24 protein-coding genes and 2 pseudogenes are annotated in these 25,802 nt (G+C 62.8%); 8 read left to right on the top strand and 18 right to left on the bottom strand.

The window, feature by feature from the left end; genetic code table 11:
- Window positions 1-160: 160 nt before the first annotated feature.
- On the top strand, window positions 161-1,273 hold the full coding sequence (locus tag Q0T48_RS01145; protein ID WP_295951210.1) for a two-component system response regulator: 1,113 nt from the start codon (window positions 161-163) through the stop codon (window positions 1,271-1,273).
- Between the two features lie 5 nt (window positions 1,274-1,278).
- On the opposite strand, the gene Q0T48_RS01140 is transcribed toward Q0T48_RS01145, so the two are convergent.
- Window positions 1,279-2,208: an inositol monophosphatase family protein gene (locus Q0T48_RS01140; protein WP_295951205.1), complete on the bottom strand. Its 930-nt coding sequence runs from the start codon at window positions 2,206-2,208 to the stop codon at window positions 1,279-1,281.
- Between the two features lie 86 nt (window positions 2,209-2,294).
- Here Q0T48_RS01140 and Q0T48_RS01135 point away from each other — a divergent pair, with 86 nt between their 5' ends.
- On the top strand, window positions 2,295-3,110 hold the full coding sequence (locus Q0T48_RS01135) for an RNA methyltransferase (protein ID WP_295951201.1): 816 nt from the start codon (window positions 2,295-2,297) through the stop codon (window positions 3,108-3,110).
- A 9-nt stretch (window positions 3,111-3,119) separates the two neighbouring features.
- Window positions 3,120-3,893, top strand: a complete 774-nt coding sequence (cysE, locus tag Q0T48_RS01130; RefSeq protein WP_295951199.1) for a serine O-acetyltransferase — start codon at window positions 3,120-3,122, stop codon at window positions 3,891-3,893.
- On the opposite strand, the gene creD is transcribed toward cysE, so the two are convergent.
- From creD to yjgA, 5 genes and pseudogenes are all read right to left on the bottom strand, one after another.
- Window positions 3,871-5,280: a cell envelope integrity protein CreD gene (creD, locus tag Q0T48_RS01125; RefSeq protein WP_295951197.1), complete on the bottom strand. Its 1,410-nt coding sequence runs from the start codon at window positions 5,278-5,280 to the stop codon at window positions 3,871-3,873. The genes cysE and creD overlap by 23 nt on opposite strands.
- An 83-nt stretch (window positions 5,281-5,363) precedes the next feature.
- Window positions 5,364-6,771: pseudogene (gene creC, locus Q0T48_RS01120) on the bottom strand (two-component system sensor histidine kinase CreC).
- Between the two features lie 2 nt (window positions 6,772-6,773).
- The gene (gene creB, locus Q0T48_RS01115) at window positions 6,774-7,478 is read right to left on the bottom strand and encodes a two-component system response regulator CreB (RefSeq protein WP_295951194.1); all 705 of its coding nucleotides are present in this window, start codon (window positions 7,476-7,478) and stop codon (window positions 6,774-6,776) included.
- Between the two features lie 250 nt (window positions 7,479-7,728).
- Window positions 7,729-8,310, bottom strand: a complete 582-nt coding sequence (gene mog / locus Q0T48_RS01110) for a molybdopterin adenylyltransferase (protein ID WP_295951191.1) — start codon at window positions 8,308-8,310, stop codon at window positions 7,729-7,731.
- Complete coding sequence (gene yjgA / locus Q0T48_RS01105) at window positions 8,307-8,951, bottom strand: ribosome biogenesis factor YjgA (RefSeq protein WP_295951189.1); 645 nt, start codon at window positions 8,949-8,951, stop codon at window positions 8,307-8,309. Before yjgA ends, mog begins: the two co-directional genes overlap by 4 nt.
- An 87-nt stretch (window positions 8,952-9,038) precedes the next feature.
- Here yjgA and pmbA point away from each other — a divergent pair, with 87 nt between their 5' ends.
- Entirely contained in the window at window positions 9,039-10,430 is a 1,392-nt protein-coding gene (gene pmbA / locus Q0T48_RS01100) for a metalloprotease PmbA (RefSeq protein WP_295951187.1), read from the top strand.
- Window positions 10,431-10,546: 116 nt separating this feature from the next.
- Here pmbA and Q0T48_RS01095 read toward each other — a convergent pair whose 3' ends face one another.
- From Q0T48_RS01095 to Q0T48_RS01055, 9 genes are all read right to left on the bottom strand, one after another.
- Window positions 10,547-12,154 (bottom strand): DUF6600 domain-containing protein, encoded by a 1,608-nt coding sequence (locus tag Q0T48_RS01095; protein ID WP_295951185.1) that lies wholly within the window; start codon window positions 12,152-12,154, stop codon window positions 10,547-10,549.
- Between the two features lie 63 nt (window positions 12,155-12,217).
- A complete protein-coding gene (locus tag Q0T48_RS01090; protein WP_295951182.1) occupies window positions 12,218-12,679 on the bottom strand; it encodes a GatB/YqeY domain-containing protein in 462 nt (153 codons plus the stop codon).
- A gap of 90 nt (window positions 12,680-12,769) precedes the next feature.
- Entirely contained in the window at window positions 12,770-12,982 is a 213-nt protein-coding gene (rpsU, locus tag Q0T48_RS01085) for a 30S ribosomal protein S21 (RefSeq protein ID WP_092756237.1), read from the bottom strand.
- Window positions 12,983-13,112: 130 nt separating this feature from the next.
- Entirely contained in the window at window positions 13,113-13,901 is a 789-nt protein-coding gene (locus Q0T48_RS01080) for a PhnD/SsuA/transferrin family substrate-binding protein (RefSeq protein ID WP_295951175.1), read from the bottom strand.
- The gene (locus Q0T48_RS01075; protein ID WP_295951173.1) at window positions 13,901-14,575 is read right to left on the bottom strand and encodes an ABC transporter permease; all 675 of its coding nucleotides are present in this window, start codon (window positions 14,573-14,575) and stop codon (window positions 13,901-13,903) included. The genes Q0T48_RS01080 and Q0T48_RS01075 overlap by 1 nt, the downstream gene beginning before the upstream one ends.
- Before the next feature lie 96 nt (window positions 14,576-14,671).
- Window positions 14,672-15,604 (bottom strand): ABC transporter ATP-binding protein, encoded by a 933-nt coding sequence (locus Q0T48_RS01070; RefSeq protein ID WP_295951169.1) that lies wholly within the window; start codon window positions 15,602-15,604, stop codon window positions 14,672-14,674.
- Window positions 15,601-16,803 (bottom strand): ABC transporter permease, encoded by a 1,203-nt coding sequence (locus Q0T48_RS01065; protein ID WP_295951166.1) that lies wholly within the window; start codon window positions 16,801-16,803, stop codon window positions 15,601-15,603. Before Q0T48_RS01065 ends, Q0T48_RS01070 begins: the two co-directional genes overlap by 4 nt.
- Window positions 16,804-16,807: 4 nt before the next feature.
- The gene (locus Q0T48_RS01060) at window positions 16,808-17,731 is read right to left on the bottom strand and encodes an ABC transporter substrate-binding protein (protein ID WP_295951164.1); all 924 of its coding nucleotides are present in this window, start codon (window positions 17,729-17,731) and stop codon (window positions 16,808-16,810) included.
- Between the two features lie 26 nt (window positions 17,732-17,757).
- Window positions 17,758-18,690: a fatty acid desaturase gene (locus Q0T48_RS01055; RefSeq protein WP_295951163.1), complete on the bottom strand. Its 933-nt coding sequence runs from the start codon at window positions 18,688-18,690 to the stop codon at window positions 17,758-17,760.
- Between the two features lie 237 nt (window positions 18,691-18,927).
- On the opposite strand from Q0T48_RS01055, the gene Q0T48_RS01050 reads away from it, so the two are divergent.
- The gene (locus Q0T48_RS01050; protein ID WP_295951161.1) at window positions 18,928-19,701 is read left to right on the top strand and encodes a transporter substrate-binding domain-containing protein; all 774 of its coding nucleotides are present in this window, start codon (window positions 18,928-18,930) and stop codon (window positions 19,699-19,701) included.
- Window positions 19,702-19,903: 202 nt separating this feature from the next.
- Window positions 19,904-20,569, top strand: coding sequence for an amino acid ABC transporter permease (locus Q0T48_RS01045; RefSeq protein WP_295951158.1), 666 nt, complete (start codon window positions 19,904-19,906; stop codon window positions 20,567-20,569).
- A gap of 69 nt (window positions 20,570-20,638) precedes the next feature.
- Here Q0T48_RS01045 and Q0T48_RS01040 read toward each other — a convergent pair.
- A pseudogene (locus Q0T48_RS01040) lies at window positions 20,639-21,334 on the bottom strand (GNAT family protein); the annotation flags it as partial.
- Between the two features lie 85 nt (window positions 21,335-21,419).
- Between Q0T48_RS01040 and Q0T48_RS01035 the strand changes: the two are divergent.
- Window positions 21,420-22,886, top strand: a complete 1,467-nt coding sequence (locus Q0T48_RS01035; RefSeq protein WP_295951152.1) for a PLP-dependent aminotransferase family protein — start codon at window positions 21,420-21,422, stop codon at window positions 22,884-22,886.
- 76 nt (window positions 22,887-22,962) lie between these two features.
- Here Q0T48_RS01035 and Q0T48_RS01030 read toward each other — a convergent pair whose 3' ends face one another.
- Window positions 22,963-23,763 (bottom strand): PhnD/SsuA/transferrin family substrate-binding protein, encoded by an 801-nt coding sequence (locus Q0T48_RS01030; RefSeq protein ID WP_295951149.1) that lies wholly within the window; start codon window positions 23,761-23,763, stop codon window positions 22,963-22,965.
- A 180-nt stretch (window positions 23,764-23,943) separates the two neighbouring features.
- Here Q0T48_RS01030 and Q0T48_RS01025 point away from each other — a divergent pair, with 180 nt between their 5' ends.
- The gene (locus tag Q0T48_RS01025; protein ID WP_295951147.1) at window positions 23,944-25,092 is read left to right on the top strand and encodes a Fic family protein; all 1,149 of its coding nucleotides are present in this window, start codon (window positions 23,944-23,946) and stop codon (window positions 25,090-25,092) included.
- Between the two features lie 374 nt (window positions 25,093-25,466).
- On the opposite strand, the gene Q0T48_RS01020 is transcribed toward Q0T48_RS01025, so the two are convergent.
- Complete coding sequence (locus Q0T48_RS01020; protein ID WP_295951145.1) at window positions 25,467-25,730, bottom strand: hypothetical protein; 264 nt, start codon at window positions 25,728-25,730, stop codon at window positions 25,467-25,469.
- Window positions 25,731-25,802: the final 72 nt, after the last annotated feature.

Raw genomic sequence — 25,802 nt, 5'->3', positions numbered from 1 at the left:
TTTTTCGGTGACTCCGTTTGTTGCCGATAGTTACAAAACGCAGTTATGCTGTGACCCACAAACTACGGGTATACCAGCTTCGTTGCAAGATGCGCAAGCGGCCCCATAGCGCTTGGTTTGACTGCTTGTTCGGCGAAAAATGCACCCTCCTTTTATGCCCATGGACCTTCCAACTACCTTCATTGACAAGCCGGTTGTGACCGTATTGGTGGTGGATGACACGCCAGATAATTTGTCCTTGATGAGCTCGCTGCTCAAAGACCATTACAAGGTCAAGGTAGCCAACCATGGTGAAAAGGGTTTGCGGATCGCCAACTCTGATACGCCACCCGACCTGATCCTGCTCGACATCATGATGCCCGACATGGACGGCTACGAGGTTTGCCGCCGTCTCAAAGCGGAGCTGCGCACCCGCCACATCCCGGTGATCTTTCTCACGGCCAAGTCCGAGGTGGAAGACGAAACCAAGGGCCTGGAGCTGGGCGCTGCCGACTACATCACCAAGCCCATCAGCCCGTCCATCGTGTTGGCGCGCGTGCATGCCCATCTGGCGCTCAAGGCCTCGGCCGATTTTTTGCGCGACAAGAGCGCATTTTTAGAGCAGGAAGTGCTCAAGCGCACGCAGGAAGTGCATGCCATTCAGGACGTGACCATCATGGCCATGGCCTCGCTGGCCGAAACCCGCGACAACGAAACCGGCAACCACATCCGCCGTACCCAGATGTACGTCAAGCGGTTGGCCGAGCAGCTTAAAAACCACCCGCGGTTCTCCAGCTTTTTGACCGATACCACGATTGAGCTGCTTTTCAAGTCGGCACCGATGCACGACATTGGCAAGATCGGCATCCCCGACAACATCTTGCTCAAGCCCGGCAAGCTGACCCCGGAAGAGTTTGAGGTGATGAAGACGCACAGCCGCCTGGGCCGGGACGCGATCGAAGATGCGGAGCGGCGCCTGGGTATGAAGGTGGCGTTTCTGACGTTGGCCAAAGAAATCGCCTACAGCCACCAAGAGAAATGGGACGGTTCAGGCTATCCCGAGGGATTGGTAGGCGATGCGATCCCGATTTCAGCCCGCCTGATGGCGGTGGCCGATGTGTATGACGCACTGATCAGCAAGCGCGTCTACAAAGCTGCCTTCAGCTACGAAGAGGCCTACCGCATCGTGGTGCAGGGCCGGGGCAGCCACTTTGACCCCGACATCCTGGATGCTTTTGTCGCTATTGCAGACGATTTTCAAAAAATCGCCCTGGCTTACAGCGACAACGACTAAAGCAATTAAAAGGGCGCGTCTTCGCTTTTGCTGGGTTCTGCTGCTGCGGGGGGCGCAGCTACTTCCACTTGTTCCACCGCTTCGGCGTTGGGTGCTTGGCGCAAAGTTGCCTTTTCGCCTGCGCTGGCAAACTTGCTGTACTTGCCCAGCACCGACACCAACTGGCCGTACACGCGCGGATTCCCGGCCATGCACTCTTTTTGGTCCAGAAAATCGGCTTCTCCGGTGAAATTGCCCACCAGACCACCGGCTTCGGTGATCAGCAGCGAGCCCGCGGCCACATCCCAGGGGTTCAGGCCGGTTTCAAAGAAGCCATCGGTAAAGCCAGCAGCCACGTAGGCCAGGTCCAGTGCCGCAGCGCCAGGGCGGCGGATACCGGCCAGCTTGGGCATCAGGTCGGACATCATGCCGAGGTAGTTTTTGAAGTTGTCACCGGGGCGGAACGGAAAGCCGGTGGAGATCAGGCATTCGTTCAGGCGCACGCGTTTGGAGACGCGGATGCGGCGCTCGTTCATGTACGCGCCACGGCCTTTGGTGGCAGTGAACAGATCGTTGCGGGTGGGATCGTAGACGACAGCTTGTTCAATCTTGCCCTGCACGGCCAGCGCGATGCTGACGCAGTAGAACGGAAAGCCGTGGATGAAATTGGTGGTGCCATCGAGCGGGTCGATGATCCACACAAATTCGGAATCTTTGGCGCCAAACTCTGAACCCGATTCTTCCGCCAGGATGCCGTGGCCAGGGTAGGCCGTGGTCAGTGTCTCGATGATCACTTTCTCGGCCGCCTGGTCGACTTCGGTGACGAAATCGTTGATTTGCTTCTGGTTGATACGCACCGCTTCGACATCAAGTGCCGCGCGGTTGATGAGCGAGCCAGCGGCACGGGCAGCCTTGACGGCCACGTTAAGCATCGGGTGTAGGTTTGGGAGCGCCATAGATTTTTAAGAAGAGCAAAAGAAGAGCGGCCAGGCGATGCAGGCAGCCACAATCGAGCGATTTTACCCGCCCTACTGTTTCTGCCATGCAAAGCCGTTTTATTCTGATCCAACCCAGCCATGCTGGCAATGTGGGTGCTACTGCCCGCGCCATGAAAGTCATGGGCTTTGACGACCTGGTGCTGGTCAATCCGCGCTGGCCGAATGTGCTGCGCCGCCTGGAGACCATCCAGCGCGCCAGCGGGGCCCTGGACGTGCTCAACAACGCCCGCATCGTCGCCACCCTGGACGAGGCGCTGGACGGCATGGACCACCTGTGCGCTACCGCCATGACCCCGCGCGACTTCGGCCCGCCCACCACCACGCCGCGCCCACACTTTGAAGCGCTATTGAAAAGAGAGCTACCTGCGCAGGAGGAATATACGCTAGAAGCCGATTTGGCATTAAATTTGGCGAATAAGCGTCCCGCGGGCGTTGCGTTTTTGTTTGGCTGCGAGCGCTTTGGCATGGCCAACGAAGACGTGTATCGCTGCCACGTCGCTTTGAGCATTCCCACCAACCCGAACTTCGGCTCGCTGAACCTGGCCGCGGCCGTGCAGCTTATTGCCTACGAATGGCGCATGGCCCTGGGCGGCTACGCGGTGGAAGCCGCCACCCAGCCACCGGTGCAGGCCGACGCGCGCCAGGTCGGCGGCATGCTGGCGCACTGGGAGCAGGCGCTGACCGCGCTGGGCTTTCTGGACCCCGCCGCGCCCAAAAAGCTGATGCCGCGCCTGAACCAGCTGTTCAACCGCGCCCAGCCGCTGCAGGAAGAAATCCACATCCTGCGCGGCATTGCCAAAGCCATTACCAAAGCCACTGACCAGGCTGCGGACAAAGCGAAATCTGAAACGAACGACTAGACTTCGACCATGTTTTCCCGCCTCCGCTCCGACATCCACTGCATCCTTGACCGCGACCCTGCTGCCCGCAGCACTTGGGAGGTATTGACCTGCTACCCCGGCCTGCACGCGGTGGTACTGCACCGCCCGGCCCACTGGTGCTGGCACCACGGCTTCAAGTGGTTGGGGCGCTTCATCTCGCACATTGCGCGCTGGTTTACCGGTATCGAAATCCACCCCGGTGCCAAGCTGGGTGAGCGGGTGTTCTTTGACCACGCGATGGGCGTGGTGGTGGGCGAAACCGCCGAAATTGGCGACGGCTGCACCATCTACCAGGGCGTGACCCTGGGCGGCACCTCGCTGTACAAGGGCGCCAAACGCCACCCCACGCTGGGCCGCGACGTGGTGGTCAGCGCTGGGGCCAAGGTGCTGGGCGGCTTTACTGTGGGCGACGGGGCCAAGATCGGCTCCAACGCGGTGGTGATCAAGCCCGTGCCAGCAGGGGCCACGGCGGTGGGCATCCCGGCCCGCATCATCCTGCCCAAGGACGGCCCGGCCGGCGATGCGGCCATGGCCACGCCGCGCTTCTCGGCCTACGGCATCACCCCCGATGGCGACCCGATTGGCGAAGCCATGCGCGGCCTGATCGACAGCGCCTCCAGCCAGGAACACCAGATTGCGCTGCTCTGGCAGGCGATCGAAAAGCTCTCGGCCACCCAGACCACCCCCGACTGCGTGCCCTGCGACGCGGCCCGCACCGAGTGCTTTGAGGCCGAAAAATTTACGCAGCTGGTGGGGAAGTAACTGCACTTGGTGTAACCCGCAGCAGCGCATACCAGTCGAGCTTGCGGGTCAGTGTCATCACCCCGGCCAGCACCCCGAACAGGGCCAGAGCGCCCATCACCATGGCGGTTTGCTCCAGTTGCAGCAGCACAAACAGCAGGCCGTACAGCGCCGCAATCCCTAAGCCAAACGGCAGGCCGCGCCGCCAGCTGTGCAGCATGTGGCTGGCGTAGTAGGCCAGCAGCAGCACACAGGCGCTGGCCGCTAAAGCGTAGGCGGTGTTGAACGTCAAATGCTCCGACAGGCTCACCAGCAGCAAGAAAAAGATGCTGATGGCCGCGCCCACCAAAAAGTACTGGATGGGGTGCACCCGCAGCCCGCGCATGCACTCAAACAGGCCCACCGCGCAGAACGTCAGAACGATGAAAAGCAGGCCGTATTTGGTGGCCCGGTCGGACAGCGAATAGGTGTTGATCGGGTCGATAAAGCCCAGCCCCAGGGTTTCCACACAGGCCGAGCCATGGCGGCTGGCATCCACTGCGGTGGTGGCGTATTCGGCACTGTCGTTGGATGTGCCCATACCTCCGCTGCATAGCGATCCCCCGTCCACCACCGCCTGCTGGGCGCTGCTGGCCAGGGCTGAGACGCGCCAGCTGGCTTCAAAACCCTGGTCACTGATCTTGCGCTCGGACGGCAGGAACTGCCCGTCAAACCGCGGGTGCGGCCAGTTGGACGACAGGCTGATCTGCGTGGCACTCCCCAGCGGCACAAAGTTCAGCGCCTCGGTGCCCAGCAGCTCCAGTTCCACCTCGGCACGCAGCGGCGCACCCAGCGGCGTGTTGGCGGGCAGGCTGGCCTGCACCCCGCGCGGGTAGGCGCTGTGCTGGGTACCGGCCTGCACGGTTTGCGGCTGGCCGTTGACCAGCACCTCGGCCTGGCGGATGCCGCGCGCGTCGCTCACCGCCAGCATCAACACCGGCGGGCCGCAGCGCACCGTTGCCCCGGCGTGCTGTGGCTGGCTGCTGAGGCTTTGCAGGTCCGTCCATTGGGCCGACAGCTTGGCCTTCAGGGTGAACACCTGGGTGGCGTGCAGGCCACGGGCTCGGGCCTCTACCTGGCTGGTGCTGACCACATTCAAGTTGCTGGGCGCGGCCACCAGGTTGAAGTTGCGCCGCTCCAGCACCACGCCCTTGTCAGTGGTGTGGCTCCATTCCTCGGTACAGGCCCGGTGCACCAGCGGTCCCAGCACCGTCTGGCTGCCCGCCAGGCTGCGGGCCACGCTGTCAACCGCGCTCTGGTGCCGCCCCTGGCGCTCTTGCACCAGGTCGGTAATCTGCGCCAAGCCCAGCAGCAGCAAGACCGCTACCACCAGCAGCCCGGAGAATTTGCCAAAAATCATTGCTTTCATCGCCCACTCCTTGTTGAAAGCGGCGAGTTTCTGAGCTGCTGGTGAGGGGCGCGTGAAGTCTGTGAAGTGGGTGTGAACTGTGGCTAAGAAAATTGCAGCGTGACACGCAAACCAGGATGGGTGTTGGCGATGTGCAGCGTGCCGCCGTGCAGCGCCATGGTTTGCGCCACGATGGCCAAGCCCAGGCCGGAGCCCTTGGTGTGGCCATCCGGGCGCACGGTGGAGAAGAACTTTTGCCCTAGTTTGGACAGGGCAAAGTCGGGCACGCCGGGACCATCGTCTTGCACCACGATGCTGCGGCCCAAGGCGGCCAGGGTGGTACGGCCACCGGGCGGCGCAAAGGCGGCGGCGTTGTCCAGCAGATTGCCCAGCGCCAGGGACAGCAGGGCGGGTTCGATACGCACGATCTCTGTATTTTGGTTTGCTATCAAGTCAATAGCTATATGCGCACGCTCTACCTGCGCCTGGGCCACAAAAGATGCTAAAAAATCTGCCAGCACCAGGTTTTGCGGCTGGTGCAGTTCCTAGCGCTGCTCCAGCTTGCTGAGCTCCAGCAGGCGGTCCACCAGCGACTGCAGGCGCTGGGTTTGGGCCAGGATGTCGGCGGCGAATTCTTGGCGGTCGGGTTCGGGCAGGGGGTCTTGCAGCAGCTCGCCTGCGCCGCGGATGGCGGCCAGCGGGCTTTTCAGCTCGTGGGTCAAAGCCCGCACATAGCCTTCGATGTAATCCCGCCCTTCGACGCGCTGGCGCATGGCCTGCATGGCCAGGGCCAACTCGCCCAGCTCGCCCTGGATGCGCGGCAGCGGCAGCTTTTTGCCCGCCTCCATGGCGTTGGCGTAGCGGCGCAGCTGGCGGATGCTGTGCACCACCCACAGCGTCACCGCCACCCCCACCGCCGCCGACAGAGCCAGCAGCCAGAAGCCAGAAGCCACTGACCAGAATTTTGCGCTCGGCCCGGTCGATGAAGGCCTGCACCGTGGCCACCGGCTTGGCCACCGTCAGCACGCCGATAACGCGGCCCTGGTCGGTCACCGGCGCGGCCACGTACAGCACCGCGCTGCGGTCGTCGCGCTGCACCTCACGCGTGGCGCGGGCCCCGTACTCGCCGCGCAGGGTGCGGGCTACGTCGCGCCACTGCGAATAGTCTTGCCCCTCGGCGGCGTGGGCCGAGTCGAACACCACCAGGCCCTTCGCATCGGTCACATAGACGCGGAAGTCCAGCGACTGCTTGTCCAGCCCCCAGATGCGCGCGTCGATGGGCCGCCGGGCGTAGGCCGCCACCTGGGTGGCAAACAGGCCTTGGGCCATGCGCCCGGCGCGCAGGTCGTCGGTGGCCAGCTCGGCCAGGATGTTGGCGGTGTCCACCATCATGTCTTCCATCACCTCGCGCACGCTGGGCTTGACCTCTGCTACGAAAATCCGCAATACAAAAAAACCCGCCAGCCCGGTGATCAGGAAAAAGCCGAACAGGATGCGGATGCCCAGGTGCATCCTCAGACCAAGGTGGAAACCGAGTAGCCCAGACCCCGGTGGGTGGTGATGGGGTCGCGCTCGGGAGCGATTTGCTGTAGCTTGGCGCGCAGGGTTTTGATGTGCGTGTCCACCGTGCGGTCGGCGCTGTCCGAATCATGGCCCCACACGGCGGCCAGCAGGGCATCGCGGCTGCGCACCCGACCCGGCTGGCGCAGCAGTTCGGCCAGCAGGCCCAGTTCGCGCCGCGTCAGCGCCAATGGCTGGCCCTGCCAGGTGGCGCGCTGGCTATCGGTGTCCAGTGTGAACCCGGTCGGTGGCGGTGTTGTCACCGCCGGGGCCGCGGCACGGCGCAGCAGCCCGCGGACCCGCGCCACCAGCTCGCGCGGGCTGAACGGCTTGGTCACGTAGTCGTCCGCCCCCAGCTCCAGCCCGACCACGCGGTCGATCTCCTCGCCGTGCGCGCTCAGCACCAGCACCGGCAGATGCTGCAGCGCCGGGCTGGCCCGCACATGGCGGCACACGTCCAGCCCCGAGCCGTCGGGCAGGCCGATGTCCAGCACCAACACATTGTGCTGCGCGTCGGGCGGCGCGGTGGCCAGTTGCCGCAGCGCATCCGCCACCAGCAGGCAGTGCGTCACCCGCAGCCCCGCGCGCTCCAGGGCGTAGACCACGGTTTTGGCGATGGCCGGGTCATCTTCTAGCAGGAGGATGTGGGGAGGGGGCATGGGCGCGTGGGCTGGTCGGCGGAGGACTAGGATAAGGCATGGCGAACACCCCATTTTCCTCACCGTGTGATGCCGCGACCCGCCTTGCGTGGAGGCGGGCTAGAACGAACAGCATGGGCTGTACCGGGGGTGTATTCGCCAGCGTGGTGCTGGACGTGCCTGCGGGTACAGCAACAACCTAAAAATATAAGCCATTTAGCCCTCTAGCGCATATTCTGTCTGCGCTAAAAGCTATTATTTATATAGCAATCTATCCCGGCATTACCCGCACTGCCGACTTCGGCCGAAAAGCATTGCACACCGTGTCATCCGTCTCCAGGTACGGCCCGCCGATCAAATCGATGCAGTAGGGCACCGCTGCAAAGATGCCGGGCACGCCCCGTGCGGGCAGGCCTTCCAGCGTCTCGGCGATGGCTTTGGGCTGGCCGGGCAGGTTGAGGATGAGGGCCTGGTCGCGGATGACAGCGGTTTGGCGCGACAGGATGGCGGTCGGCACAAACTGCAGGCTGATCTGGCGCATTTGCTCGCCAAAACCGGGCATTTCCTTGTGGGCGACAGCCAGGGTGGCCTCGGGGGTCATGTCGCGCAGAGCCGGGCCGGTGCCGCCAGTGGTCAGCACCAGGCTGCAACCGGCATCGACCAGTTCGATCAAAGTTGCGCTGATGACCGCCTGCTCGTCGGGGATCAGGCGAGGCATGAATTCAATCGGGTTCTTCAGGGCGCGGGCCAGCCAGTCTTGCAGGGCGGGCAGGCCTTTGTCTTCATACACCCCGCTGCTGGCCCGGTCGCTGACCGAGACGATGCCGATCTTGACGGGGTCGAACGCGGTCATTCTTCTGTCTCTTCTATCGTTCCGTCGTTCAGCGGGCCATCGATGTCGGCCAACTGCTCGCGCACCAGCTGGAAGATGTCGCGGTAGGCGCGGCCGTGGCGGGGCAGGGCACCGGGCTTTTCGGGCACCAGGTCTTTACGGGCCTGGCGGACCAGGGCGCGCAGTTGCTGCGAGTCGGTTTGCGCAAATTCTGCAATCCATTCGCCAAAGGCGTCGTCTTCGGCGATCAGCCGGTTGCGCCAGGTTTCGGCCTTGTGCAGGGCCAGGTTTTCTTGCGCCGAGCCGGAGTGCTGGATTTTCAGCGTAGCGCGGATCTCTTCGAGCTTTTCGGGCTCCTGCTTGCGCATGAGTTTGCCGATGAACTGCATCTGGCGGCGCTTGCCTTCAAAGTTGGTGATGCGCTTGGCCTCGAGGATGGCGTCGTGCAATTTTTCGGTGAGTTGCAGCTTGGTGAACAGGTCCAGGCGCAGCGTCAGCAGACTTTCGCCCAGGGCTTGCAGTTCGTCACTCTCCTTTTTGAGGTCGGTGCGGCTGGAGGCATCGGTGCCCTTCAGTTCGGCTTTGAGCTGGATGTCCAGTTCGCTACCTTCGGCAACGAATTTGCCGTGGACGTAGTAGCCTTTGGTGAGTTTGCGTGACATGGTTTTTAGAGTTGTGCGCGCTGTGCGCGGGGTATCCGATGGGGGTGCAGCAGGAGGGGCTGCGTGGCAAGTATCATAGCCGCCAACATGAAAAAACCTGATTCCACCGTCCCCAGTGCCAACCGTGGCCCCGATAGCGGCTTTGCCTACAGCCGTCCCTTCTTTGAAGAACTCGTTGACAGTGCCCTGGCGCATGCCAAAAAACTCGGTGCCACCAACGCCGGGGCCGAGGCTTCCGAGGGCTGCGGCCTGAGCGTTTCGGTACGCAAGGGCGCGCTGGAAACGGTGGAACGCAACCGCGACAAATCACTCGGCATCACCGTCTACCTGGGCAAGCGCCGGGGCAATGCCAGCACCTCCGACTTCTCCAAGGCGGCCATCCAGCAAACCGTGAAGGCGGCGTACGACATTGCCCGCTTCACCGCCGAAGACCCCTTTGCAGGTCTGCCCGATGCGAAGAACATCGCCAAGCGCCAGGTCGATCTGGACCTGTTCCACCCCTGGGCCATCACCAGTGAAGATGCGGCGCAAATCGCCATGGAATGCGAGGCCGCGGCCCTGCAAACCAGCAAACAAATTACCAACAGCGAAGGCGCAGGCGTGTCGGCCCAGCAGTCGCATTTTTTCAGCGCGCACACGAATGGTTTTCGCGGTGGGTATGCCACTTCGCGGCATTCGCTATCGGTGGCACCGATTGCGGGCAAGGGCAGCGGCATGCAGCGCGATTCCTGGTACAGCTCGATGCGCGATGCCGCCGAGTTGGCTTCGCCGCACGAGGTGGGTCGCTATGCCGCCCAGCGCGCCTTGAGCCGGCTGAAGTCGCGCAAGATCCCGACCACCGAATGCCCGGTGCTGTTCGAGTCGCCCCTGGCGGCCGGGCTGCTGGGCGGCTTTGTGCAGGCCGTCAGCGGCGGGGCACTCTACCGCAAGAGCACGTTTTTGCTGGATTCGATGGGCCAGCAAATCTTCCCTAAGCACATCAATCTGTTGGAAGACCCGTTTGTGAAGCGCGGCAAAGGCAGCTCGCCGTTTGACGATGAGGGCGTGCGCGTCAAGGCCCGTACCGTGGTGGATGCGGGTCGTGTCGAGGGTTACTTCCTTAGCAGTTATTCGGCCCGTAAGCTGGGCATGAAGACCACCGGCAATGCAGGCGGTTCGCACAACCTGGTGCTGTCTTCCACCCGCACCCGCCCCGGCGATGACCTGGATGCCATGCTGCGCAAGCTGGGCACGGGCCTGTTCGTCATCGAGCTGATGGGCCAGGGCGTGAACTACGTGACCGGCGACTACTCGCGCGGCGCGAGTGGCTTCTGGGTAGAAAACGGTGAAATCGCCTTCCCCGTGGAAGAAATCACCATCGCCGGTAACCTGAAGACCATGTTCAAGGGCATCCAGGCGATTGGTGCAGATACCTACAACTACGGGGCCAAAACCGTGGGTTCCATCCTCATCAACAAGATGAAGGTGGCGGGTAGCTAATGTCAATTTTTTAAGCCTTTTAGGACTCTAGCGCATGATCCACCTGCGCCACCAGCTATCAATAATGTAGCTGGTGGCGTTGTCGTTTGGGGCAAGGGGTTTTTGCCGGTGCGGGCTTATCTGCCGTCGCCAGGGCGTTGGCCCGGTAGCAGGGGGCGAAGGTAGGGCTCTGGTGGCTTGGGCTGGGGTTCCTGCATCTGCGGGCGAGGCATGGGGCGGGCGGGTTCCGTGCGCTGGCGGTCTTGTTGCGGCTGTTGCTGCTGGCGGTTTTGCTGGTCGCGCATTTGCTGCTGTTGGATTTGTTGCTGTGAGGCATCGCGCTGACGCTGCATTTGTTCGCGCTGGGATTGTTGTTGCTGCATCTGGTTGCGGTTTTGCTCTTGCTGCTGGCGTTCGCGGTCCATCTGCTGCTGGCGCTGCATTTGCGCTCGTTGTTCCAGGTCGGCCTGGTTGCGGGGGGCATCCTGCATCCGCATTTCAGGGCGTGCGTGGGGTATGGCTTGCTGCTGCCAGGCGGGTTGGGGTGGTGGTTGCACCATGGGTTCTACACGTGTTGGGCCATTGTCAAAGGGGCGTGGGTTACGTGGGTCACGCGGGTTACGGTTCCAGTCCTGGGGCTGCTGGGGGCGGTTGAAGTTGTCGTTGGGGCGCTGGCCCATGGGGTAGTTGGGCCGCCAGGGTTGGCCGGGGGCCAGCGGAAGCCAGTTGCCTTGCGGTGGCACGCGGCGGTCTTGCTCGAAGCGGTTGGAGCCCTCGAACCGCACCAGAGCGGGTGCGTAGCTGGGGCGTTGGTTCATCGGCCCGGGCACCCAGGCCCATTGCGCGCCAATCTGCGCCCAGCGGCCATAGTGAGACGGTGCAAAGCCCCAGGGGGCGTTGTCTACCCAAGTCCAGCCCCAGGGGGCAACCCAGCGCCATTGGCCGTTTTGGTAGGGCGCCCATTGGCCTACGGTGACCCGGGGAAACCACACCGCGCCGTAGGCGCTGTCGGTGCGCCAGTCGCCATAGCCGTCAAGCTGTTGGTAGCCGATGGTGTCACGCGATACGTAGCGGGCGCTTTGGGACTGGTCTTCGGCCCGGTCGCGGGCGAAGGACCAGAGGTCGAAGTTGTCGCGGGGTGGGTTGTTTTGCGCTACTTCCTGGGCCAGTTGCCGGTCGGCAAAGCGCACTTGCTGCTGGCTGGCGAGGGTGCGAGAGGCCCCGTTTTCGCCATACACCACGCCGCTGCCACTGCGCACCGTTACGCCGGTGGTGCCGTAGCGGGGGTCTACGTCCAGCCGGTATTCGCCGGGCTGGCTGGCGGTGAAGGCCAGGTTAGGGGTGTTGACCTCGAGTGTTTCACCGGGGTAGAGGTTGCGCACGCGCAAGGCTAGATTGCCCTGGGTCAGGGTGAGGCGGGTGGTGTTGTCGTCAAGCTCGCTGATCTCCAGCGCGGTTTGGCCGTTGATGCGCAAGGCTGTGGAGCCGCTGTGCAGCTCAGCGCGCGCGCCGGGGGCGGTTTGCAGCCGGTCGCCGCTGGTCAGGGGGCGGTTGAATTCGGCCGGGCTCCATTCGTCGCTACCGGCAGGGGCGAAGCTGACTGCGCCTTCCATCAGGCTCAGGCGCGCCACCCGGCCCGGTGGGGTGGCCTGCGCCAGCGCGTGGCTTGCGGTCAGTGCGGTAATCGATGCGAAAAGTAACGCGCCCAACAGGTGGGCGGTTTTGTGTAAAAAGGAGGCGGACATGGCGTTGCTCGGAGTGGCTCTCTTTTTATAACGCGGCAACCGCCTCCTTGGTTGGCCTGGGGTCTATCCGGCTAGTGCGGCCTTTACGGCAGCGGATACCTGGCCCATCTCGGCTTTGCCTGCCAATTGCGCCTTGGCGGCACCCATCAGCTTGCCCATGTCGCCCGCACCCAGTGCGCGGCCCAGCTCGGCCACCATCGCGGCGGCCAGGGTGCGCACTTCGGCGGCCACCTGTTCGGCATCCAGGCGCTGGGGCAGGTAGGCGGACAGCACGGTCAGTTCGGCTTTTTCAATGTCGGCCAGGTCGCTACGCTCGGCCTTGGTGAAGGCATCGATGGAGTCCTTGCGCTGCTTGATCAGCTTGTCGACGATGGCCACCACGGCTGCATCGTCCAGCACCACGCGCTCGTCCACCTCTTTTTGCTTCAGGGCGGCCAGCAGCAGGCGCACCGTGCCCAGGCGGACACTGTCCTTGGCACGCATGGCGGTTTTCATGTCTTCGGTGATTTGTTCTTTGAGTGACATTGGGTGCTCCTGGATTTTGGATTCTGGAATAGAAAAAGCCCGCCCTGGCGTCCCTGGGCGGGCTTGTCAAACTGCGGACAGTTTGAAAGCTTAGTACAGCTTTTTAGGCAGCTGCATGGAACGCACGCGCTTGTAGTGGCGCTTGACAGCGGCCGACTTCTTGCGCTTGCGCTCGGTGGTGGGCTTTTCGTAGAACTCGCGCGCACGCAGGTCGGTCAGCAGGCCGAGCTTTTCAATGGTGCGCTTGAAACGGCGCAGAGCGACGTCAAAGGGTTCGTTTTCTTTTACACGGATGGTTGTCATGACAGGGATGGGTTCCGATTTAGGTGCAGGTCTTGTCGAAAGGAAGATCAGGCCGTTGGACGAAGAATCTGCGGTGTTCCCCTGCTATTAAATTGATCAGGCAGCAGGGGTTTGCCAGCAAAGCCTTGGATTATAGCCTGTAACCTGCCCGGGTTGCGCGTGCTTCCATCAGGGTAATCGCGTCATAGTCGTCCAGCGGCAGTTCGGAGAAATCCTCGATCAGCAAGGCCGCGCGGGCACCGGCCAGCGCCTCGGCGCGCATGGCGTGGTGCAGGGCCTGGCGCAGGGCGAGCAGTACGTCGGGTGGGGTCTGCAAGGAGGTGATCAGTGGCAAGCCCGGAGCCGGTGCGGTGTGGCCGCAGACCTGCACGCCGCGCAGCTTCTCAGGGTGGTCGCGCTGCAGCAGCGCCAGGGTCACGCAGTCGATGGCGGCCAGATCGGCCTGGCCACTGCACACGCTCTCCAACGAGGCATGGTGCGATCCGGTGGCCACGGCCTTGCCAAAAAATACGCCATTGCGCGCCAATGGGGCCACCAGCGCCCGAAGGCTGTTGTGGCCCGATTGCGAGTCCTCCGAGTTATAGGCCACGGTGCGGCCCCGGAACCCGGCCAGCGGCAGCCCGGCATCGGTGCTGCGACAGACCAACTGGCTGCGGTAGCGCAGGCCGTCGCAGCCGGGCGCGGTGTAGCGGAACGCGCCCACCAGTTGCACCCGCCCGGCCAGCGCGTGGGTCAGGGGGTAACCGCAGGTTTGGCTCAGCAGCAGGGCGGGGTCTAGCCAATGCGCCAGCAGGTCGGTGGGCTGCGCCAGCGTGGCGGGCACAGCGGCGCTGTTCAGTTGGTCGGCGACACATTGCCACAGCGCGGCATTGGCCGCAGACCCGGCTGCGTACATAGGAAGTGAAGCAAGCACGGTCATCAGTGGGCACTCCGCCAGCGGTTCAGGTGTTGGGTCAATCGTGCGAAGGCCATGTCGGTGACGATGGCAAGCCCCCCCACCAGGATGGCACCTTGCAGAACATAGGCGGTATTGAAGCCGCTCAGGCCAACGATGATGGGGGAACCCAGCGTTTTGGCGCCCACCGTGGATGCAATGGCGGCGGTCCCTAGGTTGACGATGACCGAGGTGCGTACGCCCGTCAGAATCACGCTGAGCGCCAGCGGCAGCTCTACCTGCCAAAGCGTGCCTAGCCCGCCCATGCCCAAGCCCTGCGCGATCTCCCGCACCGAGTCTGGGACAGATTCAATGCCTGCAATGGTGGCTCGCACCACGGGCAGCAGACCGTACAAGGCCAGCGCAATCAGTGCGGGTTCGGTGCCAAAGCCGATCAACGGCGCAGCAATCGCCAGCACGGCAACCGGTGGGAAAGTCTGGCCCATCGCCACCACGGTTTCCACGACGGGCTTGAACTCGCGCCCGGCAGGCCGGGTGACAGCCACACCTGCGCCCACACCCACCAGCACCGATGCTAGGCTGGACCAAAAGACGATATTTAGGTGCGCCAGCACCAGCGCTACAAAGCTGTCCTGGGTGTAGACGGGGCGGTCCAGGGCGGGAAACAGGGCAGCGAACAGCGGACGCAGATGTGGCATGCCCCATGTCAATAATGATAGCAATAAAACCGCCCAGAATAAGCGGTCACGCACAATTTTATGCACCATAGTCGCCTGGGGGGTAGGTGGGTTTTTTCATGTAGGGCGTTGCCACAGGTCGGCAAAGTGCAGCACCCCCAGCGCGTTGCCGTGGTCGTCCACCACCGGCAAGCGGTCGCAGGCACGGGCCACAAAGGTGGACAGTGCTTCGCGCAGGCTGGTATGGGCGGGCAGGGCAGCTCCAAGTGCGGTTTCGCCAGCGCGGGTGTGCGATGCCACGGTTGCCAGGCCCAGCAGTTTGATGCCGATGTCGCTGCGGCCTACAAAGTCGGTCACAAAGTCATTGGCGGGGTGGGTCAACAGCTCGGTGGGGGTGCCTGCCTGCACGATCTGGCCATTCTGCAGCAGCACGATGCGTGTAGCCAGGCTCAGCGCCTCGTCGATATCATGGGTCACCAGCACAATGGTTTTGCCCGAGCTGGCATGGATGCGCCGCATTTCCTTTTGCAGCGTGTGCCGCGTCACCGGATCGAGCGCACCAAAAGGCTCGTCCATCAGCAGGACCTCCGGGTCCACCGCCAGTGCCCGGGCCACGCCCACCCGCTGCTGCTGTCCACCCGAAAGTTGGTGCGGGTAGCGGCCACGGTACAGAGCGGGTGCCAGGTCCAGCAGCTCCAGCAGTTCGGTCACACGGTCGCGGATACGGCTTGCGGGCCAGCCCAGCAGCTCGGGGACGGTGGCGATGTTTTTTTCTACGGTCCAGTGCGGAAACAGGCCGATCGACTGGATGGCATACCCCATGCGGCGGCGGATGTCTTGCAGCTTGAAGCTGCGGATCTCCTGGCCCTGGAACAGGATGCGGCCTGCGTCGTGCTCGATCAGCCGGTTGACCATCTTCAACGTGGTGGACTTGCCCGAACCGGAGCCACCGATCAACACGGTGAACTCGCCTTGGGGAATGTGGAGTGACAAATCCTTGACGGCGGGAGCCCCGCCAAAAGATTTGTACACGTGCTGGAATTCGATCATGGCGTGGCCCGCAAAAAGACAGAAAGAGACTGGAACAGCGCGTCCACCACCACGGCCAGCCCTACGACCGGCAGTACGCCCAACAGCACCAGGTCCAGTGCGCTGCTCAGAAGCCCCTGGAACATGATGGCGCCAAAGCCGCCCGCACCGATCAGGGCCGCCACCACCGCCAGCCCTATCGCCTGCACCGTGGTGGTGCGGATGCCCGCCACCAGCAAAGGCAGCGCCAGCGGCAGTTCCACACGCCAAAAGATCTGGCGCTGCGACATGCCCATGCCGGTAGCCGCCTCAACCGCCGCGCTTGGCACCTGCCGCAGCCCTGCCACGGTGCTATGCACCACGGGCAGCAGCGAATACAGAGCCAGTGCAATCACCGCCGGAACCAGGCCAATGCCGCTGATGCCCGAGCCCGGCCACCAGCCACCCAGTGCCGCCAACGGAGCCATCAGCAGGCCAAACATGGCGATGGAGGGCACCGTCTGCACCAGGTTCAGTACGGCGAAAACGGGGGCGGCCAAGCCGGGTCTGCGGAACGCCGCCACACCCAGCGGCACGCCCACCAGCAGCGTGGGCACCAAAGTGGTGAGCACAATTTGCAGATGCCGGTACCAGGCCGACTGGAATACGTCTTGCCGGTTGGCATATTCCTTGAGCAGCGAGAGCGCGTCCAAATGCCCTTGGAGCAACAGGACCAGCACCGGCAGCGCCACGGCTGACCCTACCAGTGTACGCAGTGCAGTATGCAGACCTAGGCGTTGCAGCGCATCGGCCGCTGCCAGGGCGTAGACCACCACCAGCACCCAAAACCCGCCGCCGAAAGAGGTGCGCAAGAGCGGGGACTCGGCAGTTTCCATGGCCCATCGGGCCTGTGCGCCCGCCAGCCAGACCCAGCCAAACAGGCCCGCTGCCGCTGCCAATACCACCAGCCAGTGGGTTGGCCGCGCGGCTGGCAGCAGCGCGGCAGCTGCCAGGGCCACCGCTGGCAGCAGTACCAGCCAGCGCAGCCCGGTGAGCAGCTCGCCCAGCGGTATGCCCACGCCCGAGACCAGGCGGTTGGGCGCCTGTGTCAAAAACGCCATTCCAAAGGCCACCCACAGACCGATCACGACCAGACTGAACAGTACCCGGTTGTGTATCCATCCGATGGGTCGCGCATGGGCGGTCACTGGCGCTGCAGAAGTCGGTAAGGACAACCCCATCGACTTATTTCACAAAGCCTTTGGACTTCAGGTAGGTAGCGGCAACAGCTTTGGCATCCTGGCCTTCCAGGGCAATCTTGGCATTCAGGCTTTGCAGCGTGGGGCCATCCAGGCTTTTGAAAACCGGTGCCAGCGCGTCTTTGATCTTGGGGTATTTGGCCAGCACATCGGCGCGCACCACGGGTGCCGGGGCGTAAATGGGTTGGGCTCCCTTGGTGTCTGCCAGGACCAGCAGACCCAAGGCAGATACCGGGCCGTCGGTGCCATAGGCCATGGCGGCATTGACCCCCGATGTCTGCTCGGCGGCGGCCTTGATGGTCACGGTGGTGTCGCCACCGGCCAGTGTCAGCAGTTGGTCCTGGGTCAGCTTGAAGCCGTAGGTGGTTTGGAAAGCGGGCAGTGCATCCGGGCGCTCGATGAACTCAGCCGATGCGGCCAGCTTGAATTTACCGCCCGTGCCTAGCCATTTGCCCAGATCGTCCAGTGATTTCAGGTTGTTCTTGGCCGCTACATCCTTGCGAATGGCGATGGCCCAGGTGTTGTTGGCGGGCGAAGGCTCCAACCAGACCAGTTTGTTCTTTGCTACGTCCAGCGACTTGATTTTTTCATAGCCCGCCTTGGCATCTTTCCAGGCGGGATTTTTTTCGTCCGAGAAGAAGAATGCGCCGTTGCCGGTGTATTCGGGGTAAATGTCCACTTCACCGGCGACCAGCGCGCCACGTACGATCTTGGTGTTGCCCAGTTGCAATTTGTTTTCGGTCTTGATGCCATTGGCTTCCAGCACCTGCTGGATGACATTGCCGAGCAGCGCGCCTTCGGTGTCGATCTTGGACGACACCCGCACCGCATTCTGGGCATACAGCGTGCCCGAGAAGCTGGCGATGGCCAGTGCGGTAACAGCGAGGCGGCGAGCGAAATGAATAGCCATGGGAATCCTTGGATAAAAAAAGAGTGTCAATGCACGCTGGCACGTGCAACAGGAATCAGGTCTTCGGGCAGCACCGGTGAATCAATCGGATTCAGGGCAAAACGGCGCATCAAATGGCCGTAACCGGGCACCAGAAAACCACCGTTGCGGTGCAGATACCCGGCGCGGTCGGCCAAGTAGGTGGTGCGCAGCCGGTACCAGGGCATAGTGGGCGTTTCGTGGTGCACCACGTGGAAATTGTTGTTCAGGTACAGCAGACGCCAGAATATACCCGCCTCGTTGATGGCGATACGGTGCGCGGGACGGGCCGCCGGGCGGTGTTCGTACAGCGAACGCAGCATTGCCAAACCCAGCGCCGGATAGGCCACCAGCAGGTAATGCAGGGGGCTGATGCCTGCCCAATGCTGCAAACCCCACAGCATGCCCGCCAGCAGCAGCAAGTGCTCGGCCCAGCTGGTGGTCTGCGACCAGTCGCCCCGTAGCGGCTTGCGCACAATGTCGGCCCAGGTGGGCACAATGGCCAGCGCTGGGCCCACCAGCAGGCGGCCCAGCACCGATCGTTGCCAGCGCCAGCAGGTTTTTTGCCAGGCGGGCAGGGCGGCAAACTGGGCGGCGGTGAGGTAGTTGCTTTCGGGGTCGATGCCGGGGCGGGTCAGGTGCTCGTCTTGGTGGTGGATCAGGTGGCTATGTACATACAGGTCAAACGGATACCACACGGCCAGCGGTGCCAAGCCCAGCAGGCGGTTGATGCGTGGCCAGCGCGTGGGGTGGCCGTGCACGAGTTCGTGCTGCAGGCTCATGTACCAGCAGGTCAGTAGCAGCAGGGCCGCACTGCCCCAGCCATTTCCCAACACCGACCAGTAGCCCACAACCAGGCCCCAGCCTAGGTAAAGACCTGCGGCCAAAAGCCAGGTGGGCCATTCAAACTCGTGTGGGGTGGCGGTGCTTGGGCGGGGCATGTGTGATCTTGTATAGGGTGATATGTACAGGCGATGCTAAAGGACTTTGCATCGCTTGTGAAACTTATAATTCTCATATGAGTATTCAATGCCAGAAGTAGTCTGGCGGTGTATGCAAACCGAGCCCTATCGGTTGGCTTTGCACACGCGCTGGCTAGAATAGCCGCGCAGGCCCAGAAGGCTGGGCTTGGCCGGTGTGTCCGGCTGCTTTCCGTTTACTTCCTCCAAAGGCATTCCATGTTGAAAAAAATCTGCGCTGCGGTACTATGCTTCGGTCTGGCCCATGCGGCCCTGGCCGACGACCTGCTTGACACCATCAAGTCCAAAGGCGTGGTCAAAATCGCCATGGAAGGCACCTACCCGCCGTTCAACTTCAAGGATGCCAAAACCGGCGCGCTACAAGGTTTTGACGTGGACATCTCCAACGCCATCGCCGCCAAGCTGGGCGTGAAGCCCGAGTTCGTGGCCACCGAATGGGCCACCATCCTGGCCGGTTTGCAGGTGGGTAAGTACGATCTGGTGGTGTCGCAGGTCACCATGACCGAAAAACGCGCGCTGGAATTTGACTTCTCGGTGCCCTACACCGTGTCGTTCGCACAAATCATCCTGCGTAAAGATGACAAGAGCGAATACGCCAACCTGGATGCCCTCAAGGGTAAAAAAGTTGGCGCGGGCCAGGGCAGCATTTATGCCGAAACCCTGGGCAAGGTCGGCGGTATCGACATCAAGGCCTACACCTCTGCGCCGCTGAACCTGCAAGATTTGGTCAATGGCCGCATCGATGCCGCGCTGAATGACCGATTGCTGGTGCCCTACATGATCAAGGAAGCCAAGCTGCCCCTGCGCCCGTCCACCGTGCTGCTGGACAACCCGCAAAAGCAGGGCATTGCCTTTCACAAGGGCAGCCCCAAGCTGAAAGATGCGCTCGACAAAGCTCTGGCCGAGATCGTCAAGGACGGCAGCTACGCCAAAATCTCGATGCATTGGTTTGGCGTGGACGCATCTAAATAAATCTGTTTGGAACGACCGCCGCCTATTTCCAAGCGAACGATCTATTCCAGAAACACCGCAGAACTGGCTGTGCCAGGCTGCTAGTGTTGCCCCCTGCAAGGGGGTTGGCGAAAGATGCGAAGCACTGGAGCCTGGGGGTGTTCCAAATAGATCACAATGCGCCCGCCCATCGCGGGCGTTTTTATTTGCAAGGTTTTGCCACGTGATTGACTACCTCCAACCCATCTGGGATTCCGCGCCGCTCATCGCCTGGGGCACGGCTTACACCGTGGGCTACGCGCTGCTGGGCATGGTGTTTGGCCTGCCGGTGGCGCTGTTCATTACCTGGGCGCGGTTTGAAAAAATCCCGGTGCTGGCGGGTCTGTTCAGCCTGTATGTGAGCTTCATGCGCGGCACGCCGCAGCTGATCCAGGCGTTTTTGATCTACTTTGGCATTGGCTCCATGGGGCTGGATTTGCCGCTGGTAGTCATCGGCACCCTGGTGCTGATCGTCAACGCCAGCGCTTATCTTTCTGAGACTCTGCGCGGGGCGCTGAACGGCGTTACCCATGGCCAGTGGAGCGCGGGCCTGAGCCTGGGCCTGACCAAGTTCCAGGCCCTGCGCTTTGTGGTCTCGCCCCAGGCGCTGCGGCTGGCCATACCGGGCATCAGCAACACCTTGATCGGGCTGTTCAAAGACACCTCGGTGCTGTCTGTCATTACCGTGGCCGAGCTGCTGAAAATCATCAACGACGTGATCTCGGCCACCTTCAAGCCCTTCACCTTCTACCTGCTGGCCGCGCTGATCTACTGGTCGCTGTGCCTGGTGTACGAATACGCCGTGCACCGCCGCCTGGAGGCGCGCTACAGCAAGCCTTATGCGCGCTGAGTTTTTAGTTAAATAAGCCTTCAGCGCATATTCCACCTGCGCAAGTAGCTATTAAAACAGTAGCGATAGAAGTTGCGCCAGCGATTGCCGCTGCTGCCCCTGCGCGTCAAAGTTGTCCGCCGTCAGCCATTGGTTGAAGGCCGCCCGCAGTACCGGCCATTCGGTGTCGATGATGGAAAACCAGGCGGTATCGCGGTTGCGCGCCTTGGTCACCACGGCCTGGCGGAAGATGCCCTCGTACTGGAAACCCAGCCGCTTGGCCGCCACCATCGACGGCGCGTTCAGGCTGTCGCACTTCCACTCAAAGCGCCGGTAGCCCAGGCTGTCGAAGGCGTACTGCATCAGCAGAAACTGCGCCTCGGTGGAGATGGGTGTGCGTTTGAGCAGCGGCGAGAACGCCACAAAACCCACCTCGATCACGCCATTCGCAGGGTCCATGCGCATCAGCGCCAGGGTGCCCACGGCGCGCTCGGTGCGCAGGTCGATTACCGCGTAGTGGAGGAAGCCCGGGGCCACAGCCGCCTGGGTAGCATGCGCGCGGTAGTCGGCCAGCGTGGCAAACGGGCCCACCGGCATGTAGGTCCAGTCGCGGCCGTCTGGTGCCTGGCTGTAGGCGCTGAACAGGTCGTCGGCGTAGCGCGCGGCATCCAGCGGCTCCAGGCGGCAGAACCGGCCAGGAATCGTGCTGGGTGTGGGCAGGGCGCGGGCCGTCCAGGCGGGCAGGGCATCGCCGATGGGCTGGTCGTAGGTATTGGTGATGGGCATGGTGCGGTCCAGGGTGTGTAGGGGCTAAAGTTACGCCATCCGTGGCTGCATGAAAAGTGCCACAACCCTCACATTTCATGGTGCCATGATGACCATCCACGCCTTGTTTGACACCCCGCTGGACAAAGACAGCGCCGCCGCGCCCCTGCAGCGGCAGTTGCACCACCGCCTCAAAACAGCCATTTTGGACAGCCGCCTGGCCCCTGGCAGCCGCCTGCCTGCTTCGCGCGGCCTGGCCAAGGTGGTGGCCATTTCGCGCAACACCGTCACTGCCGCCTACGAGTACCTGGCGGCAGAAGGCTATGTGCAGCAAGACCGCCAGGGCACGCGGGTGGCGGCCTTGTCCAATGCCAGCCGCACGGCGCGGCCACGCACCGTGCGCGAGCCCGCAGCGCCCCCGGTCACCGCGTGGCGGCTGGCGCAGATCCGCCCCACCGCGCCGCCCACCGCCACCGGCAACGCCTTGCGCCCGGGCATCCCGGCGCTGTCGCACTTTCCGCTGGCGGCTTGGCGGCGCGCCTGCGACCAGGCCATCCGCCGTGCGGGTTCTTCCGCTTTGGGCTACGGCGACCCGGTGGACGAGCCCGCGCTGCGCACCGCCATCGCCCGGCACCTGGCCGTAGCACGCGGCGTGCGCTGCGCGCCGGAGCAAATCGTGATCACCGAGGGCGCGCAGGAAGCCCTGGCCCTGTGCGTGCGCCTGCTGTCCAACCCCGGCGACACCGCCTGGGTGGAAGACCCCGGTTACCGCGGTGCCCGGGTGGCGATGCAGGGCGGTGACCTGCGCATCCTGCCCCTGCGCGTCGATGCCGATGGCCTGGTCGCCACCGAGGCCGACTGGAAAACCCAGCCGCCGCGCCTGGTCTACACCACGCCCTCGCACCAGTACCCGGTGGGTGCCGTGCTCACGGTGGCGCGCCGCCTGGCCCTGATCGCCCAGGCCCGCGCCCACGGGGCCTGGATACTGGAAGACGACTACGACAGCGAATTCCGCCACGCGGGCGAACCGATAGGCGCGATGCAGGGCCTGGTGGCGCAGGCTCCGGTGCTGTACCTGGGCACCTTCAGCAAAACCATGTTCCCTTCCCTGCGCCTGGGTTTTCTGGTGCTGCCCGAGGCATTGCTGGCCCCCACCCACACCCCGCTGCAAGAGATGCTGCGTGGCGGCCACCGCTTTGAGCAACTGGCCATGGCCGAATTCATAGCAAGCGGCCAGTTCAGCCGCCACCTGGGCCGCATGCGCCGCCTCTACCGCGACCGCCAGCAGGCCCTGCGCGAGGCCCTGACCCAGCACCTGGGCGTGCCCCACAGCATCGAAGGCGGCCACTGCGGCCTGCACCTCACCGTGCGCCTGCCTGTGGACTACCCCGACGCGGCCATCGCCCAGGCCGCCCAGCGTTACGGCATCGCCCCCACCGCGCTGTCCGGCTTTGCGCTGCAACCGCAGTCGCAAGACAACGGCCTGGTGCTGGGCTACGGCAACACCTCGGCCGAGCTGTTTGCGCCGCTGGTGCAGCGGTTGGGGGCGCTGGCGCGTGAGGCGCAGGCGTAGTCGATTGCTATAGTTACAGTAGCTGCTTGCGTAGATGGAATATGCGCTGGCGGCCTATTTTTTATAAATTTGTGTTTTACAGCCGCGCCAGACCCAGCGCTGCAGCTTGCCGGTCCATCTCTTTCATGCCCGCGTAGGCGGCGGCATCCACCACTTTAAACCCGCCGATCAACAACTGCGCCCGCGTCGTAGCCAAGGCGGGGTCGGCCATCGTCCGGTGCAGGCTCTGGCGCAGCAAGGCCAGCAACGCAGGCGGGGTGCCCAGGGCGGTGATCAGTGGCGTGCCCGGAGCCGACGCGGTGCGGCCCAGAATGCGGATGCCGTCCACGGCCTCGGGCTGGAAGCGCTGAAACTGGGCGTAGCTGATGCAGTCGATGGCCGCGATATCCGCCTGCCCGCTGCACACCAGGGCCAGCGAATCGACGTGCGCGCCCGAGGCGATGGTCCGCGCAAAGAGTTGCCCGCCCACCGCCAGCGGAGCCACCATGTCGCGCAGGCTGCGGTAACCCGACTGCGAATCGCTGGAGTTGTAGGCCGCTACTCGGTTGCGAAACGCGGCCAGGCTGCTGCTGGGGTCGTCGGCGCGGCACACTAGGTGGCTGCTGTAGTGGATGCCGTCGCAGCCCGGTACGGTGTAGCGGAACGCGCCGACCAGTTGCACTTTGGCCTCCAGCGCGTCCACCATCTGGTAGCCGCAGCATTGGCTCAGCAGCAGATCGGGCCGCAGCCAGTGGGCGGTGAGGTCGGCGTTGGTGGGGATACTGAGTTCTGCAGGCACGTCAGCTACACCCGCCTGGCGCAGGTACTGGGCGATGCTGTGCCATAGCGCGGTATTGCCTGCCGGGTGGGACAGGTACATGGGGAGGGCGGCGATCATGGGGGGATATGCTATTAAAAAAAGAGCTGCCTGCGCCTGTGGAATAAGCATAGAGGGGCTAAACGATATGAAAATTAAATCGCATGTTAATCCGTCCCATATGAAAGATTCTTTGACTTGCACCTCTTTATATTAAAGAGTGCTTTAATAACGAGGTACTGAATACAAGCTATCTTTAAAATGAAACGCACCTCTGGCAACTATGTCACCTCCACCACGTCGGGTGAGTCTGTGCATGCCTTTGTGCCGTACCCGCTGCCGCCTGCCGCACCCGCGTTGGCGTTGGAAGGATTTTTCGAGAATAACAACCGGGCCGAGCTGGCCCTGGCGCGCCTGTCCGGGGTGTCGGGGCTGGTGCCCTCGGTGGATTGGCTGCTGTACAGCGCCATCCGCAAAGAGGCTTTGCTCACCTCGCAAATCGAGGGCACCCAGGCCACATTGACCGATTTGTTCGACGAAGAGGCGGGCATCAAAGTAGGCAACACCGACGATGTCGAAGAGGTCACCAACTACCTGCGCGCCTTTCGCTACGTGCAAGACAATTTGCGCGACCCGCGCGGGCTGCCGATCAGCGTGCGCCTGCTGTGCGAGGCCCACCGCCTGCTGCTCGATGGCGTGCGCGGGGCGGGCAAGCAGCCTGGAGAGTTGCGGCGTTCGCAAAACTGGATCGGCGGCACCCGCCCGGGCAACGCCGCGTTTGTACCGCCACCGGCCGACCAGGTGGCCCGTTTGATGGGCGAGCTGGAGCAATTCATCCACAGTGCGCCGCCGGGTCTGCCGCCGCTGGTGAAGATGGCCCTGGTGCATGCCCAGTTTGAAACCATCCACCCGTTTCTGGACGGCAATGGCCGCATCGGCCGCTTGCTGATTGCCGCGCTGCTGGAGCATTGGGGCATGCTGGCCGAGCCACTGATGTACCTCAGCGGCTACCTCAAGCAACACCAGGCAGAGTACTACCGCCGCCTGTCCATCGTGCGCAGCGAGGGCGACTGGGAAGCCTGGATCGCGTTTTTTCTGGAGGGCGTGGCTGTGGCCGCCGCCGATGCCGAACGCAACATCATCGCCATCGCCAGCCTGGTCGCCACCGACCGCCGCCGCCTGCTGGCCGCACCCAAGGCGGGCTCTGCCAGCTACCGCTTGTTTGAGCTGCTGCCCATGATGCCGCGCTTCACCATAGAGCGCGTGCGCAAGGCCCTGGATACCAGTTTCCCTACCGCGAATGCTGCGGTGCAGGTGCTGGAGGAGTTGGGCATCGTGGCGGAGCTTACGGGGCAGAAAAAGAACCGGAGTTACAGCTACCAGGGGTATGTGGAGCTGCTGACGGGGTGATATAGGTCGCTTGCTTTGCGTTCAACAGTTGCTATGACGGAGATTTCACCTAGGGGTCACACTCCTTATCGCTAGGTGCCACTTTTGAAGTGGTTGAGGTATTGTTAGTAGCCTGATGCAACGTCAAGCATTAACTGGAGCATAAGTACGGACCCAGGTGTAATTTTGTCTTCGTCTATTTCTGCTCCATCGTAATCAGGATCCGTTGTGATATCCACGTTGACAATCCATCAGATTCCAATTTTCCTCAAGAGCGCCACAGCGTCATCGAAGCGCTCTTTAAGACCATGATTCACGCCGTTGAAGACTAACGCTGGAAGGCCGTGTGCGATTGCGTTTCGTGCCGTTTTGATACGTTCAAACGACTCCAAGTCTCAGGGCGTGATTGCGCCACTCTTTTCTAACCAAGCTAAAGACGCATATAGCGCGCTCTTATTTCGGTCCAGCACGCGGCGCTGGTAGTCTGGACTGATAGTTGCACCGGTAGCATCAAAGCCAATCGAATAGTAGTCACGAAGCTTCTGGACGATCGAGTCTTTGAGCAATTCAAATGCAATGATGAAAAGGGAAGCGGAAACCAGTCGCTCGCGAGTGACCTCTGGCGAAAGAAATTGCTCCCAACTGTTGTGCGTAGACATAAGGCTTAATTTTGTTGTACTGAAAGACCGTATTTGACTCGGCGACGTGCCGACGGCTGATTCATTGCCATT

The organism is Rhodoferax sp. (assembly GCF_025354435.1).
GTDB lineage: Bacteria > Pseudomonadota > Gammaproteobacteria > Burkholderiales > Burkholderiaceae_C > Rhodoferax_B.
The sequence above is the reverse complement of the archived record's forward strand: the minus strand, read 5'-3'. Positions and strand labels throughout refer to the sequence as shown.

What these genes read in the sequence shown, in the direction of transcription:
- Q0T48_RS01055 (WP_295951163.1), bottom strand. Translation starts at nt 18,690, where the DNA reads ATGCCCCGCCCAAGCACCGCCACCCCACACGAGTTTGAATGGCCCACC.
- Q0T48_RS01020 (WP_295951145.1), bottom strand. Translation starts at nt 25,730, where the DNA reads ATGTCTACGCACAACAGTTGGGAGCAATTTCTTTCGCCAGAGGTCACT.
- Q0T48_RS01145 (WP_295951210.1), top strand. Translation starts at nt 161, where the DNA reads ATGGACCTTCCAACTACCTTCATTGACAAGCCGGTTGTGACCGTATTG.
- mog (WP_295951191.1), bottom strand. Translation starts at nt 8,310, where the DNA reads ATGACCGCGTTCGACCCCGTCAAGATCGGCATCGTCTCGGTCAGCGAC.
- creB (WP_295951194.1), bottom strand. Translation starts at nt 7,478, where the DNA reads ATGCCCCCTCCCCACATCCTCCTGCTAGAAGATGACCCGGCCATCGCC.
- Q0T48_RS01075 (WP_295951173.1), bottom strand. Translation starts at nt 14,575, where the DNA reads ATGCCACATCTGCGTCCGCTGTTCGCTGCCCTGTTTCCCGCCCTGGAC.
- Q0T48_RS01050 (WP_295951161.1), top strand. Translation starts at nt 18,928, where the DNA reads ATGTTGAAAAAAATCTGCGCTGCGGTACTATGCTTCGGTCTGGCCCAT.
- rpsU (WP_092756237.1), bottom strand. Translation starts at nt 12,982, where the DNA reads ATGACAACCATCCGTGTAAAAGAAAACGAACCCTTTGACGTCGCTCTG.
- Q0T48_RS01135 (WP_295951201.1), top strand. Translation starts at nt 2,295, where the DNA reads ATGCAAAGCCGTTTTATTCTGATCCAACCCAGCCATGCTGGCAATGTG.
- Q0T48_RS01080 (WP_295951175.1), bottom strand. Translation starts at nt 13,901, where the DNA reads ATGACCGTGCTTGCTTCACTTCCTATGTACGCAGCCGGGTCTGCGGCC.
- Q0T48_RS01035 (WP_295951152.1), top strand. Translation starts at nt 21,420, where the DNA reads ATGATGACCATCCACGCCTTGTTTGACACCCCGCTGGACAAAGACAGC.
- cysE (WP_295951199.1), top strand. Translation starts at nt 3,120, where the DNA reads ATGTTTTCCCGCCTCCGCTCCGACATCCACTGCATCCTTGACCGCGAC.
- Q0T48_RS01025 (WP_295951147.1), top strand. Translation starts at nt 23,944, where the DNA reads ATGAAACGCACCTCTGGCAACTATGTCACCTCCACCACGTCGGGTGAG.
- Q0T48_RS01060 (WP_295951164.1), bottom strand. Translation starts at nt 17,731, where the DNA reads ATGGCTATTCATTTCGCTCGCCGCCTCGCTGTTACCGCACTGGCCATC.
- Q0T48_RS01070 (WP_295951169.1), bottom strand. Translation starts at nt 15,604, where the DNA reads ATGATCGAATTCCAGCACGTGTACAAATCTTTTGGCGGGGCTCCCGCC.
- creD (WP_295951197.1), bottom strand. Translation starts at nt 5,280, where the DNA reads ATGAAAGCAATGATTTTTGGCAAATTCTCCGGGCTGCTGGTGGTAGCG.
- Q0T48_RS01095 (WP_295951185.1), bottom strand. Translation starts at nt 12,154, where the DNA reads ATGTCCGCCTCCTTTTTACACAAAACCGCCCACCTGTTGGGCGCGTTA.
- Q0T48_RS01090 (WP_295951182.1), bottom strand. Translation starts at nt 12,679, where the DNA reads ATGTCACTCAAAGAACAAATCACCGAAGACATGAAAACCGCCATGCGT.
- Q0T48_RS01065 (WP_295951166.1), bottom strand. Translation starts at nt 16,803, where the DNA reads ATGGGGTTGTCCTTACCGACTTCTGCAGCGCCAGTGACCGCCCATGCG.
- Q0T48_RS01140 (WP_295951205.1), bottom strand. Translation starts at nt 2,208, where the DNA reads ATGGCGCTCCCAAACCTACACCCGATGCTTAACGTGGCCGTCAAGGCT.
- Q0T48_RS01030 (WP_295951149.1), bottom strand. Translation starts at nt 23,763, where the DNA reads ATGATCGCCGCCCTCCCCATGTACCTGTCCCACCCGGCAGGCAATACC.
- pmbA (WP_295951187.1), top strand. Translation starts at nt 9,039, where the DNA reads ATGAAAAAACCTGATTCCACCGTCCCCAGTGCCAACCGTGGCCCCGAT.
- yjgA (WP_295951189.1), bottom strand. Translation starts at nt 8,951, where the DNA reads ATGTCACGCAAACTCACCAAAGGCTACTACGTCCACGGCAAATTCGTT.